Here is a 13549-nt window from a genome sequence, read left to right as displayed (position 1 = left end):
GAAACATCACCGTACGCAGGAAGCCCGCGCAGCTATACCCCTAACACCCCCTACTCGATCCCCTGCCGCGGGCCGGAAAACCCGAAGAGAACCGGGGCTTCCCACCCCGCAAAACGCACACTCCCCTTGTCAGACCCATCGGGGGAGCGCTAAGAAGAATGCCCCGGCGCATACCGGCGTCTTCCGCCGTCTCGCGGCACCGCAATTTCCCGACCCGACCATGTGCCACAACTTACTGGGGAAAGAATCGCATGAGCTCGATCGAGAGAATGCATGAGTTCCTGCTGTCCAACGCTGGGGCACCCTCGCAAAGAACGGCCGTCGTGGAATCCGACGGGGCCGGTGGTCTGCGTACGGTCTCCTACGGGGAGTTACGACAGCAGGTCCAGGAATACGCGGCGCAGCTGGACGAGTTGGGCCTCGATGTCGGCGACCGCGTCATTCTGGAGTCGGAGACGACCTCTTTCGCCATCGCGGCGTTCATGGCCTGCTCCACCCTGGGGCTGACCTTCGTTCCGGTCAGTCCGGAGACCCCGGTTCCGCGGCTCGACGCGATCGTCGCGGCGGCCGGGCCCTCCTTGTACCTGCGGGCCACCGAGAACGTGCGGGTGAACGTCCCTGAGAACATCGGCACGGGACGCTTCGGCCCCGACGGTCTGATCGTGGACCGGGCTCCCGCTCCACGGGTCCGGCACCGCCATGAGGTGCTGGCGACCGACCCGGCGTACATGATCTTCACGTCCGGTTCGACGGGGCGCCCCAAGGGCGTGATCATGACCCACCGGTCGATCATCGCCTTCTACCGCGGCATGCTCGGGCACGACATCGCCACGCCCGAGGACCGCGTCGCCTCCACCTCGCCGTTCCAGTTCGATTTCTCCCTCCTCGACATCGGTCTCGCGCTCGGCAGCGGAGCGGCGGTCGTCCCGGTGCCGCGGTCACTGCTGCTGTGGCCGCGGCGGCTGCTGCGCTTCCTGAGCGACGCCGGAGTGACCCAGGTGAACGGGGTTCCGTCGATCTGGCGGCCGGTCCTGCGTCACGAGGCGGAGGGGCTGGCCGAACTCGGCCGACTGCGCGGAGTGCTGTACTCCGGCGAGAACTTTCCCCTGCCGGAGCTGCGGCACCTCCAGCGACTGCTGCCCAAGGCACGCATCGTCAACTGCTTCGGCAGCACGGAATCGGTCGCCTGCACCTTCACGGACGTGCCGAGTCCGCTCCCCGAAGGCGTACACCAGCTCTCCATCGGCCGCGCGCACGCGGGTGCGGAGATCACGCTGATCGACGAGAACGGGAACGCGGTGGAGACCCCGGGTGCGGTCGGCGAGATCCATCTGCGCAGCGCCGCGCTGTTCTCCGGTTACTGGGACGATCCGGGGGCCACCCGGTCCGCACTGGTGCCCGATCCGCTCAATCCGCGCTCCGGGCAGCTGGTCTTCCGTTCCGGTGACCTCGCCTACCGGAACGAAGAGGGACAGCTCTACTTCTGCGGCCGCGTCGATTCACTGGCCAAGATCCGGGGCAACCGCGTGGAACTCGGCGAGGTCGAGCGCCGGCTCCTCGATCATCCCGGCATCGCCGCCGCTGCCGCGCTGGCGCTCTCCCGGCCCGGTGAGGAGCAGGTACTGGGTGCCTTCATCGTGCTGGCACCCGGCGCACCGGAGCCGAGCGAGTCCGAGCTGAGCTCCTTCTGCGGCAAGACGCTGCCCGCCTACATGGCGCCACAGGAGATCCATGTCCTGGACGCGCTGCCCACCACGCCCAACGGAAAGACGGACCGCGCCGCGCTGGCGGCTACCCCCTCCCCCACCGGCACCTGAGCTCCTCGGGCAACCGAGACACCATGGCCCGGACCTCGTGATCCCACCAATCGCGTCACGAACCCCCCGATCCTGGCCTGCACGGGGCAGAATTAGACGCACGTACAAGCTCATCGTGTAAGACAAACGTATAGACGTGAGGTAGGATCACCCAATGGGACACCGTGAAGACCTCCTGGTCGGCGCCAAGCGCTGCCTGGCCGAAAGAGGGTATGCCCGCACCACAGCCAGGGACATCGTCGCGGCTTCGGGCACCAATCTCGCCTCCATCGGCTACCACTACGGCTCCAAGGAAGACCTGCTCAACAAGGCCTTGATGGAAGCCATCAGTGAGTCCGGCGAGGAGCTGATCCAGGCGGTCGCGTCCGACGACGACCCCGACACCAGCCCCCTGGAACGGTTCGAGCTGATCTGGACCCGCGTCATCGGGAACTTCGACATGCACCGGCAGGTCTGGGCGGCCAGCTTCGAGGCCTTCGCCCAGGTCGATCACGTGCCCGTGGTCAAGCAGGCCCTCGCGGATGGCATCGAGCAGGGGCGTACCGGCATCGTGTCCGTGTTCAAGGACGTCGGGATGTTCAAGGACATCACCGATGAACTGACCGACCCGGAGCAGATCCGCGCGCTCGGATCGTTCTACCAGGCCCTTCTCATGGGCGTGATGGCCCAGTTGATGGTGGACCCGGAGCGGGCACCTTCCGGATCGGACCTCGCCCAGGCGCTGCGCGTCCTGCTGATGTCGATGCGCGCCGACCTGCCCGCCGAGGCCTCTTCGCAGTCCTGACCGGCCGCCACCGTCCCACCGATCTCCCCCACGTCATCAGAGTCCCGTCCGGTCGAGCCGACCGAGCGGGACTCTTGGCGTTCGGCGACCGTCGCGAGGCGGTGAGCCCCCGCTTGATCCCCGTGCTGCCACAAGGTGGCGGGGGTCTACCTCATTGGCCCACCGGACCGGCCGCTTCCCGCGCCAGCCTCCCCCGGTCCACCTTCCGATTGGAGTTCAGCGGGAATTCTTCGAGGTGGCGGTACTCCTTGGGCAGCATCCCCTTGGGAAGAATCTCCCGGAGCCGGCGGACGAGTTCGGCCGGCGCGGTGGGTACGCCGGTGTAGAAGACGACGAGTTCGGTGCCGTTCTCGGCGGCCCTGGTGACCGTGACCGCGTCCTCGACTCCCGGGCAGCCGCGCAACGCGTGCTCGATCTCGGGAAGTTCGACCCGCCAGCCCTGCACCTGCACCTGGGAGTCCAGGCGTCCCAGGTAGACCAGCTCACCGTTGGGCAGCGTACGGACCCGGTCTCCGGTGCGGTACCAGGTACGGGCGTCACGCTCCAGGAAACGGCCTTCGTTGTCCGCCGGGTCGAGGTAGCCGGACGTCATCTGCGGTCCCGTGACGCACAGTTCGCCCTCCGTGTCGGACGGCTGCCCCCGCTCGGTGAGGAGCAGGTGGTCGTGCCCCTCGTGCACGGCCCCGATGGGCACCAGACCGTTGACGCACAGGTCCGGAGAGGTCTGCGGCGACCAGCGGTGCCCGGTGACGGTGACGGTGAGCTCCGTGGGCCCGTAGATGTTCTCCACCGTGGAACCCGGGGCGGCCGCCTGCCAGTCGGCGGCGTCGTCCGCCCGCAGCGCCTCGCCGGCGAAGAAGCTCCACCGCAGACCGGGCAGGGAACCAGGGGCGAGTCCGCCCATCCTGCGGATGAGGGAGATGCCGCTCGGAGTGGAGAACCAGACGGTCATCCCGCGCTCGGCGAAGAAGGCCGGCATGTCCCGGTAGGCCCCCGGAGGCACGGCGTGCACACTCGCCCCGGCTCCCCAGGCGCAGAACAGGTCGAACATGGCACAGTCGAAGTTCAGGTCGAACGTCTGCGAGAAGACGTCGTCCTGGTGGAAGTCGTACCGTCCGTCGAGCACGCGGAAGTAGTGGTGCGTGCTGCCGTGGGTGATCGGCACGCCCTTGGGACGCCCGGTCGAGCCGGAGGTGAACAGGACCAGGGCGGTGTCCGTCTCCTTGACCTGCCGCGGCTCGTCGAGGGCCCGGCCCGCTTCGATGCCGATCCGCCGGAACGGTCCCGTGTCGACCCCCGTCGTCGCACGGGGCACCAGCACCGGCAACTCCGGCCCCGCGGCGGCCGCCTCGGCCAGGGTGGCGAGCCCCTGCGCATCGGCCAGGACGGCCGACACCCCCGAGGCCTCCAGCATGTACCGGGTACGCGCGGCGGGGAACTCGGCGTGCAGCGGCACCACGGTGGCACCGGTGTAGAGGCCCGCGAGCAGTCCGACGTACGACTCGATCCCCTTGTCCGCGAGCACGCCGACGGCCTTCGGCGGTTCTCCCGTGCCGGCCAGCAGGGCACCGGCCCACTCCAGCGCGAGCTCGTGCACGCGCTCGTAGCTCATCTCCTCGGCACCGACTCGGATCGCGGTGCCCCGCGGTGCCACGGCAAGCCCCCGCAGAAAGCGCTCGTACAGCGCCGGCTCGGTCGGCTGGTTCATCTTTTCCTCCGAAAACAGGGGTGGATAAGGGTTGCGCGGGGTATTTCCGTGGACTTGTATCGCGACTGGGCGAATGAGCCGACTGTCGCGACGGCAAATGAGCCGACCCGAAGAGCTACGAAGAAGAGGAGTCATCATGTGGGATGAGCAGTTCGAAGAGATCCTGCGTGCACATTTGCCGTTCCTGCAGAACGACGAGGTGCTCGACAAGGAATCAAGTCTCCGCGACCTCGGCCTCGACTCGCTCGGCATGGTCGAATTGCTGTCGTCGCTCGAGAAGGCCTATGGCGTCCGTTTTCTGGACGACCTGCTCACCATGGAGACCTTCGCCACGCCCGGCACACTGTGGTCGACCCTTTCCTCCATCGAGGCGTCCGCAGCCTGACGTCCGGAGGACTGTGCCCTCCACACCGTGATGACGGTGCGGAGGGCACTCGCATGTGGCCTGCGCCCTCATGTCCGGGTGACCGGCACTGCGGGGTGACCTCAGGCGGCGGCCAGGCTGCGGGAGCGTGGCCGCATCGCCGTCCGATGATCCACCGGGACGACATCGAAGGCCCGCCTGGTGCAGCGCACTCGGCTGAAGAGGGCGTCCTGTCCGGCCACGTACAGCTTGCCGACTCCCACTTCCGTCAGCTTCGCCACGACCGCGGGCCAGCGCACCGGCTGCACGATCCCGTCGAGCAGCATGCCTCGGACGCCGTCGGCCGAGGTGAGCAGCGATCCGTCCTGGTCGGCCACGACGGGCACATCGGGGTCGGTGAAGGTGAGATCGCCGAAGATCTCGTCCTCGACCCGGTCGCGCAGCGGGCCGAAGGCCCTGGAGTGCATGGGCGGTTCCGCCGTGTACAGCGGCAGTCCGCCGGCGGCGCGCAACCGCTGCTGGAACCAGTCGAGATGGTCCCGGTGCAGGGACACCATCGCGAAGTCGTCGTCGACGTAACAGGACATGTCGTGCCAGGCTCCACGCTCGTCCAACTCACCGAGGATCTCGGCCAGCAGGTTCTGCGGAGTCCGCGCGAAGGACTGGGTGACCACGCCGGGCTGTTCGTCGGCGAAGTACTCCTGTTCGATCCGTGACAACCGCGCGGTCAGCGACACGGCGTCCGACAGTGAGAGGGCTCCGGAGCGCACGGCCGCGGCCTTGCCGCCGAAGCTCGGCCCGGCGATGTAGTCGGGACGCAGCCCCAGCTCCTCCTCCGCCCACTGGGCGAGCGCCACGCAGTTCACCAGGAAGGCGACCTGAGCGTATTCCGAATAGTCACCCTGCGATGCGCGGTACTGGTCGAAGAGTCGGTAACCGAGTGTCTCGTCGACGATTTCCGAAAGTCCCCGGACCGCGGGATGCACCAGCATGAACTTCGCGATGTCCTGGAATCTGACCGGCCCCATTCCTGGAAAGACGGCGGCTACTCCCGTACGACTGTCGATTGCCATGTTCGGTATGTCCCCTCCTTCGAATAAACACGTGGCCAGGTCATGGAATCAGCTTGGCGAAACTCTCCTCGATTCTGGTGAGCAGCTCGGCGACATGGCGCAGCCGCAACGGATCGGAACTGCGCAGCGCTTCCCACTGCTCCTCCTCGGTCTGGCCGTAGAGCATGCTGGTGGCGATCCGGAAGCGCAGTGCCTGGGGGTCGTCGCCGAGGTGCCGGCCGTCGAGCACGGCCACCCCTAGTTCCTCCAGGAGGTGGTGCTGCAGGCTCGTGGAGTCGGTGATGCCGCGTTCCGCGAGCTTCTCGCGCATCGGTTCGAAGTCCGGGTACAGGTAGAAACCCGCTTGCGGGGCACGGCACTTGGCGCCGGCTCCGACCACGATCCGGTGGACCGCCCGGGCCAGCGCGCCGTGCAGCCGCGCGGACGCCGCGAGGTGCGCGATCAGCTCGGGCGGCTCCGCGAAGGAGTACTCCGCGACCTGCTGCATCGGTCCCGCCAGCGTGGACCACACCTCGCTGGCGTACGACGTGACCCGTTCCCGGATGTCCGTACCCCAGGCCCCGGCGGGGAAGCGGGCGACGCCGACGCGCCAGCCGCCGAGTGCGAGGTTCTTGCTGAGGCCGGTGAGGACCACCGTACGGTGCGGCACGACCTCGGCCGGGCTGAGCACCGTCTGCGTGGGGTCGTGCATCAGGTCCCGGTAGATCTCATCGGAGATGATCAGGAGATCCTCGGCCTCCGCGATGGCGCAGATCTCGCGCACCGTCGCCGCGGGTGCCAGCGTCCCCGTCGGGTTGTCGGGCAGGGTGAGCACCACGAGCCGGGGATCGTGTCCGGACGCCCGCGCGGTGTGGATACTCGCCCGCAACGCCGCCGGGTCGGGCACCCCGCCGCAGTCCTCGGGGATCGGAACCCGGATGACCGTCTTGCCCGCCAGCTCGGCCTGCGGGGCGTAGGTGTTCCAGGCGGGGCACGGGATCACCGTGTCTCCCGGCACGACCGCCTGCAACGCCATCAGCAGCGGCTTGCTGCCCGGCGCGACGACGATCTGCTCGGCGTCCGTGGGCAGCCCGCGGCGCGCGAAGTAGCCGGCGACGGACTCCCGTACGGCGAGGTCCCCCGCGACCGGGCCGTATCCGTTGCGACGGGCGCCTGCGACCAGTTGCTCCACCAGGGGCGGAAACACGGGCAGGCGCGACTCGCCGAACCCGAGGTGCACGATGGACTCGCCTGCTGCTCGGCGCTGCGCCACCAGGTGGTCGAGCGCGAGGTTCGGCGACACTTTCCGGCCGGACATGGCCAGTTCCTCTCAGCTTGTCGTCGATCGGGTCGATCAGACGGTGTCGGGGGCCGGGACGGCCTGTTCGGTGGGGTGGACGGCGGCCCGTCCGGTGCCCAGGACAGCGACCCTGATGTCGGCGGGCACCGAGACGTCGAGTTCGAGTTCGTCGACCCATGAGGCGGAGTCGGAGAAGTGAGCGCGAAAGGGGCGGCCGACCAGCGCGGGATTACGTGCCTGCAGCAGGCGGAGCTGGAAGAACCGCCCCTGCGGGTTCTCCTCGATGCCGTCCACCGCCACCTTGCCGGGTGTGGCGGACATGACCGGGCCGCGGACCGTGCGCGCGAGGCCGGGAAGCTGCTGGTAGGCGTCTTGGAAGATCCCGACGGCCTTGGCCAGCGGCACCTGGAAGTACTCATGGGGACCGGTGTCGCGTTCCACGAACATGTAGTACGGGACCGCGCCGGCCGCCAGTTCCGCGCGCCACAGCTCGCTCCAGGCGCTCGCGCTGTCGTTGACGTGGGCGATCAGCGGGGCCTGGCAGTACACCACGGCGCCGGTGGAGCGGATCCGGGCCAGGGCCGTGCGGGCGATGTCCGTGCTCAGCTCTCGCGGATGGCTGAAGTGCCCCATCACCGCGAGGGTCTTGCCCGCGGCCACCACCTGCTCGAACAGCCGCAGGACGTCGTCGGCGTCCTGATCGGTCACAAAGCGTTGGGGCCAGTACGCGACCGATTTGGTGCCGATCCGGATCGTGCGCACGGAGTCGATGGCGAGCAACGGTTCCAGATGGCCGCGTAGCCGCTCGGTGGACATCACCATCGGATCGCCGCCGGTGACGAGGACGTCGCTGACTTCCGGATGCTCGCGCAGATAGGCGATCAGCTGGTCCGGCCCGGGGGCGGCGAAGCGCAGGTCGGCGTCACCCACGAACTGGGCCCACCGGAAGCAGTAGGTGCAGTACGCGTGGCACGTCTGCCCCTGGCCGGGGAAGTACAGCACGGTCTGCTGGTACTTGTGCTGCAGGCCGGGGATCTTGACACCGTCCTGGCTGGGCACGTTCAGTTCCATCTGCCCGGACGGGTGCGGGTTGAGCCGGGAGCGGATGGCCCGGATCTCCTCTCGCAGCTGGAGCTTGTCGGCGGGGTCGCGGGAGAGCACGTCCAGGCGCTTCTCGTCCTCGCTCGACAGCATTCCGCGTTGCGGGAAGACCAGTTGGAACATGGGGTCGTCGGGTATCCGGTCCCAGTCGATCAGTTGGGAGAGCACGTACTCGTTCACCCTGAAGGGCAGCACCTGTGAAATCAGCTGAACCGTCTTGCGAATCTCCGGGGAGATCCCGTACCGCTCGGCAATCTCGTTGAGTTGGCGCGGCCCGTGGGCGCGGAATCGCGCCGTATCAGTGAAATCGGGAGCCAGCAGGGACATGTGAACTCATCCTTAGTGTCGAGCGGTTCATTCAGAGGAGGCCGTGCAAGAACGTCTCCATGACCTCGTTGAAGCGCTCAGGCTCCTCAAGATGAGGCATGTGACTCGATTCCTCCAGGATTTCCCAACGGACGTCCGGGATGAGATCCGCATAGGGCTGGACGGTCACCGGGGTCGCTTCGTCGTGCCGGCCGGAGATCAGCAGGGTCGGCACGGAGACGTCCGGGCAGGAATCGACGACTCCCCAGTCGCGCAGGGTTCCGATGACGTGGAACTCGCTGGGGCCGTTCATGACGGAGTACACCGTGGGGTCGTTGTTGAGTTCCATGATGGAGGCCAGGAAATCGCGGGGCCACGGCTTGATCCTGCAGACGTGTTTTTCGTAGAAGGGCATGAGCGCGGCCTCGTACTCGGGGCTGTCGGTCGTGCCGGCGGCCTCATGCCTGAGGAGCACTTCGTTGACGCCCGGGGGCAACTGGTCGCGGAGGACCTTCATCTCCTGCAGCCACAGCGGATACGAGGCGGGGGAGTTGGCGACCACGAGTCCACGCAGCCCGGAAGGCCGAGCCGCGGCATGTTGGGTGGCGAGCAGCCCACCCCAGGACTGGCCGAACAGAACGTAGTTGTCCGCGATGCCCAGCTCGCGCAGCAGTGCGTCCAGCTGGTCGAGGAAGAGCCGCGGTGTCCAGAAGTCCGCGCCCTTCTCGGGCAGATGTGTGGATCCGCCGTTGCCGAGCTGGTCGTAGTGCACGACCGGCCAGCCCGATGCGGCGAACCGGGAAAGGCTCAGCAGATAGTCGTGCGTACTGCCCGGGCCGCCGTGGACGACGACCAGTGCGGGCTTTCCGGAGTTCAGATCTCCCGTCACCCTGTACCACGTCCGGTATTCGCCGAACGGGACGGTTCCCTTGGCGCTGGGCGCTGGATGCACGGTATTCATTTCAGCCACTCCTCGATCGCCTTGGCGGTTTCGCCGGACTTGTCCTCCAGCATGCTGAAGTGGTTGGCCGGAATGGACCGCAGCGTTTGTGTGTCGTCCCACGGCAGCGCCAGGTTCTCCGACTGTTCCCCGGCCGTGTCGCCGTCCGCGGCGAACCATTCCTGGCACTGGACGAACAGCACCGGCGCGGATATCGGGTCCGTCTTCACTTCGGGCATCAGCCGGCTGTATCGGCCCATCGTGGAGAGCTGGGCGCTGTCGAATCCGCCGAAGGTGGATTCGAGTTCCAGCGCGCCGGCGACGAACCGGTCTCCGAGGCCGTTGTTCCCGCCGCCGGAGAACCGGTCGATGCGGTAGCTGTCGAGCAAGGCCACACCGGCCGGCTGGACGTTCCGCCGCTTTTCCAGATGTCCGGCCGTCGCATAGGCGAGCACACCGCCCGCGGAGTAGCCGACCAGCACGAAGGGCTCTCCTTCGGCAGCCAGCAGGACGCTCTCGGCCAGTGCCTCGACGGCCGCGTCGGCCGTGGACGGCAGACTCTCCCCCGGCAGGAATCCGCACAGGGGGATGGCCGCGACCGGACGGACGTCCCTGAAGTGCGCGGCGAGCCGGGCCTGTTGGTAGGGGCCACCGGTCACCATGGGCGTACTGACACAGATCAGGCGGGGCCTCCCGGGTCCGTCCGCCAGCCTGACCGGAGCCGGTGGCCGCTCCAGTTCGGCGGCCGATGCGAAGCCCGGCCGGATGTCGGCCACGGCGGCCAGCAGGTCCATGGCCTTCTCCGAGTTGCCCGCGGCGCAGGCCGTGCGGAACAGCTCGCTGAGGGTGTCGCCTCCCTGCGCCGACGGCCGCCGCCCGTCCTGGGTGTCTCGTGCCTGCGGGGAGGGTTCGTCCGCGGCGCCGCCGAGTTGCGGGGCGAGCTCGGCGAGGATGAACCGGGCGAGTCCTTCGGGGTTCTTGTTGCGGAACACGGCCATCGCGGGGAGCCGCAGCCCCATGGTGTTGTTGAGGCTGTTGCGCAGTTCCATCGCGCTGAGCGAGTCGAATCCGGCCTCCAGGAAGTCGCGTTCGGCGTCGACGGCCTCGGCTCCGCCGTGTCCCAGCACCGCGGCCGCGTACGTCCGGACGAGACCGAGCACCAGCTGCGCCCGCTCGGCCTCGCCGAGCCCGGCCAGCCGTTGGCGCAGCGCTCCGGTGTCGGCCTCCTGGGCGGTGGCGCGCCGCCGGACGAGGGGAGCCAGCCCCCGCAGCAGCGCCGGTATCTCGTCGGTGCGCGACCTCAGCGCGGCCCGGTCGACGCGCAGCGGGACCAGGGCGGGGCGGCCGGAGGCGAGTCCGGCGTCGAACAGCGCCAGGCCCTCCTCGACGGAGACGGCCGCCACGCCCTGCCGCCGGATCCTCGCCAGGTCGGCGTGGGTCAGCCACTGGCTCATTCCGGTGTTCGCGCTCCACAGGCCCCAGGCCAGCGAGGTGGCCGGCAGGCCCTGCGCCGCGCGGTGCACGGCAAGCGCGTCCAGGAAGACGTTGGCCGCGGCGTATCCCGCCTGTCCCGCGGACAGGACCATGCCGCCGGCCGATGAGAACATCACGAACGCCGCCAGATCGAGGTGGCGGGTCAGCTCGTGCAGATGCCAGGCGGCGTCCGCCTTGGCGCCCAGACTCGCGTCGATCTGCTGGTGTGTCAGGGTGCTCACGAGCCCGTTGTCGGCGACGCCCGCGGTGTGCACCACCGCGGTCAGCGGGTGGTCCTCGGGGATCCGGGCCAGCAGCCCGGCCAGTGCCTCCCGCTGTGCGACGTCGCACGCGACGATGGCCACCTGTGCCCCGAACCCCTCCAGTTCGGCGAGCAGTTCCGGGGCGCCCGGCGCGTCCATGCCCCGCCTGCTGGTCAGCAGCAGATGCCGTACGCCGTACCGGATCACCATGTGTCGGGCCACCTCGGAGCCGAGTCCGCCCGTGCCGCCGGTGATCAGCACCGTCCCTTCAGGGTCCAGGGCGGGCGGTGCGACGTCCTCGGACGCCGTGCCCGACCGGGTCAGCCTGGGCACCAGGACCTGTCCGGCGCGCACGGCGAGTTCGGGTTCGCCGCTCGCCAGGGCGGCCGTCAGGACGGCTTCGGACTCCGCCAGCCCGTCCGTGTCGGCCACCACGAAGCGGCCGGGATTCTCCGCCTGCGCTGCCCGCATCAGGCCCCAGACCGGGGCCTGGGCCGGCTCGATGTCGCCGTCGGTGTCGGTGGCGGCGGCATGCCGGGTGACCACGGCCAGCTTCGAGGCGGCGAACCGCTCGTCGGCCAGCCACTCCTGCACCACGCCCAGCACCTGGTGCACGACGGTCCGTACACCGGTCAGCGGCTCGCCCGCCGGTGTCGCGCAGTCGAGTACGACGATGTCCGGCACGGGGCGGCCGTCGGCGAGCTCCTCCCAGGCGCTCACGGTTGTCTCTCCGACCGACTGCGCCGGGACCCGAAGGGCATTCCACGAGATCCGCAGGAGCGAGTCGCCCGCCAGGCCGCCCGCCCGGAGCTGATCGTTCGTCACCGGACGGGAGACGAGGCTGTCCACCGACCACACGGGTGCGCCGGTGGCGTCGGCGGCGTGGACGACGATGCTGTCCTCTCCGGACGGAGCGATCCGCACCCGCAGCTGCGCGGCACCGACCGCGTGCAGCCGGACTCCGGACCAGACGAACGGAAGCACGGTGCTCCCGCCGCGCCGTTCGTCGCCGACGATCGCGAGGTGCATGGCGGCGTCGAGCAGCGCGGGATGGATGCCGTAGCGCCCGGCGTCGAGGTGCTCCCGCTCGGGCAGGGCCACCTCCGCGAACAGCTCGTCGCCGCGCCGCCAGGCGGCTTTGAGGCCCTGGAACACCGGGCCGTACTGATAGCCCTCGGCGCGCAGGTCCTCGTACACACCGGACACGTCCAGCGCCGTGGCGTCGGCCGGGGGCCACTGGGCGAGGTCGAACGCGGGAGCCTCCTCGCCGTTCGCGAGGGTCCCCTCCGCGTGCAGGGTCCACGGCAGATCCGGCGCGTCCTCGGGGCGGGAGTAGACGCTCAGCGAGCGGCGCCCCTGTGCGTCCGGCGGGCCGACGACGACCTGGGTCACGACCGCGCCGGGGCCGGACAGGACCAGCGGTGCCTGCAGGGTGAGTTCGTCCACCCGGTCACAGCCGATCTGGTCACCCGCCTGCGTGGCCAGTTCCACGAAGGCCGTACCAGGCAGCAGCACCGTGCCGTTCACACCGTGGTCGTCGAGCCAGCCATGGCCGGCGAGCGACAGCCGGCCGGTGAAGGTCACGGTGTCCGCCTCCGGCTGCGGCACCACCGCACGCAGTATCGGATGATCGACCATCCCGAGGCCGAGCGAGATGGCGTCCGCGCCGTTCTGTTCGGCTTCGAGCCAGTAGCGGCTGCGCTGGAAGGCGTACGTGGGGAGGTCGACCCGGCGGGCGTCGCTGCCGTCGAACACCGCGTCCCAGTCCACCTTTCCGCCCCGCACGGCGTACTCCGCCACCGAGCTCAGGAACCGGTCGTAGCCTCCCTCGCCACGCTGGAGCGAGCCGATCACCAGGGTTCCGCCCGGCTGTTCCGCACCGCGCTCCAGCGACTCCTGGAGCCCGTAGGTCAGCACCGGGTGGGGGCTGCATTCGACGAAGGCCGCGTGTCCCTTGTCCCGCAGTCGGCTCACGACCTCGTCGAAGCGCACGGTGTGCCGGAGGTTCCGGTACCAGTAGTCGGCGTCCATCAGCCGGGTGTCGAGCAGGTCACCGGTCAAGGTGGAATGGAAGGCAATGTCGGATTCCCGCGGCTGCAGTCCCGCGAGATCGGCGAGGACTCGCTCTCGAATGGCCTCCACCTGAGGCGAATGCGAGGCGTAGTCCACGGGGATCCTGCGCGCGCGCTCGCCCAGCGACTCGCATTCCGCGACCAGTTCGTCCAGTGCCGAGGTCTCTCCCGAAACCACGGTCGTCGCGGGGCCGTTGATCGCGGCCACGCTCAACCGCCCCTTCCAGCGCGCGAGTCGCTCCTCCACCTCGGCGACGGGCAACGGCAGTGACACCATGCCGCCGGTGCCGGCGAGCGCCACGATCGCCCGGCTCCGCAACGTCACCACCCGCGCCGCATCCTCCAAACTCAACGCCCCCGCCACACACG

9 protein-coding genes are annotated in these 13549 nt (G+C 69.1%); 3 read left to right on the top strand and 6 right to left on the bottom strand.

The genetic code is table 11. The features are described from left to right. Positions 1–251 precede the first annotated feature (251 nt). Both ACFY0T_RS48525 and ACFY0T_RS48520 read left to right on the top strand, forming a co-directional pair. Positions 252–1817: an AMP-binding protein gene (locus ACFY0T_RS48525; RefSeq protein WP_388885178.1), complete on the top strand. Its 1566-nt coding sequence runs from the start codon at positions 252–254 to the stop codon at positions 1815–1817. 154 nt (positions 1818–1971) lie between these two features. Beyond that, positions 1972–2601 carry a TetR/AcrR family transcriptional regulator gene (locus tag ACFY0T_RS48520; protein ID WP_388885176.1) on the top strand — a complete coding sequence of 210 codons (630 nt, stop codon included), beginning with the start codon at positions 1972–1974 and terminating at the stop codon, positions 2599–2601. A gap of 151 nt (positions 2602–2752) precedes the next feature. On the opposite strand, the gene ACFY0T_RS48515 is transcribed toward ACFY0T_RS48520, so the two are convergent. Then, on the bottom strand, positions 2753–4309 hold the full coding sequence (locus ACFY0T_RS48515; RefSeq protein ID WP_388885174.1) for an AMP-binding protein: 1557 nt from the start codon (positions 4307–4309) through the stop codon (positions 2753–2755). Between the two features lie 136 nt (positions 4310–4445). On the opposite strand from ACFY0T_RS48515, the gene ACFY0T_RS48510 reads away from it, so the two are divergent. After that, a complete protein-coding gene (locus ACFY0T_RS48510; protein ID WP_388885172.1) occupies positions 4446–4694 on the top strand; it encodes an acyl carrier protein in 249 nt (82 codons plus the stop codon). 101 nt (positions 4695–4795) lie between these two features. Here ACFY0T_RS48510 and ACFY0T_RS48505 read toward each other — a convergent pair whose 3' ends face one another. The 5 genes from ACFY0T_RS48505 to ACFY0T_RS48485 are packed head-to-tail and all read right to left on the bottom strand — an operon-like array spanning position 4796 to position 13544. After that, on the bottom strand, positions 4796–5746 hold the full coding sequence (locus tag ACFY0T_RS48505) for an ACP S-malonyltransferase (RefSeq protein ID WP_388885170.1): 951 nt from the start codon (positions 5744–5746) through the stop codon (positions 4796–4798). A gap of 40 nt (positions 5747–5786) precedes the next feature. After that, complete coding sequence (locus tag ACFY0T_RS48500) at positions 5787–7043, bottom strand: pyridoxal phosphate-dependent aminotransferase (protein ID WP_388885168.1); 1257 nt, start codon at positions 7041–7043, stop codon at positions 5787–5789. A 36-nt stretch (positions 7044–7079) separates the two neighbouring features. Continuing rightward, the gene (locus tag ACFY0T_RS48495) at positions 7080–8453 is read right to left on the bottom strand and encodes a KamA family radical SAM protein (protein ID WP_388885166.1); all 1374 of its coding nucleotides are present in this window, start codon (positions 8451–8453) and stop codon (positions 7080–7082) included. A gap of 31 nt (positions 8454–8484) precedes the next feature. After that, positions 8485–9384 (bottom strand): proline iminopeptidase-family hydrolase, encoded by a 900-nt coding sequence (locus tag ACFY0T_RS48490; RefSeq protein ID WP_388885186.1) that lies wholly within the window; start codon positions 9382–9384, stop codon positions 8485–8487. A gap of 5 nt (positions 9385–9389) precedes the next feature. Continuing rightward, positions 9390–13544 carry an SDR family NAD(P)-dependent oxidoreductase gene (locus ACFY0T_RS48485; RefSeq protein ID WP_388885184.1) on the bottom strand — a complete coding sequence of 1385 codons (4155 nt, stop codon included), beginning with the start codon at positions 13542–13544 and terminating at the stop codon, positions 9390–9392. Positions 13545–13549: the final 5 nt, after the last annotated feature.

It is taken from the genome of Streptomyces sp. NPDC001530, assembly GCF_042894545.1.
Taxonomy (GTDB): Bacteria; Actinomycetota; Actinomycetes; order Streptomycetales; family Streptomycetaceae; genus Streptomyces.
Note: the sequence above shows the minus strand (reverse complement) of the source record. Positions and strands in the feature narration are given on the sequence as shown.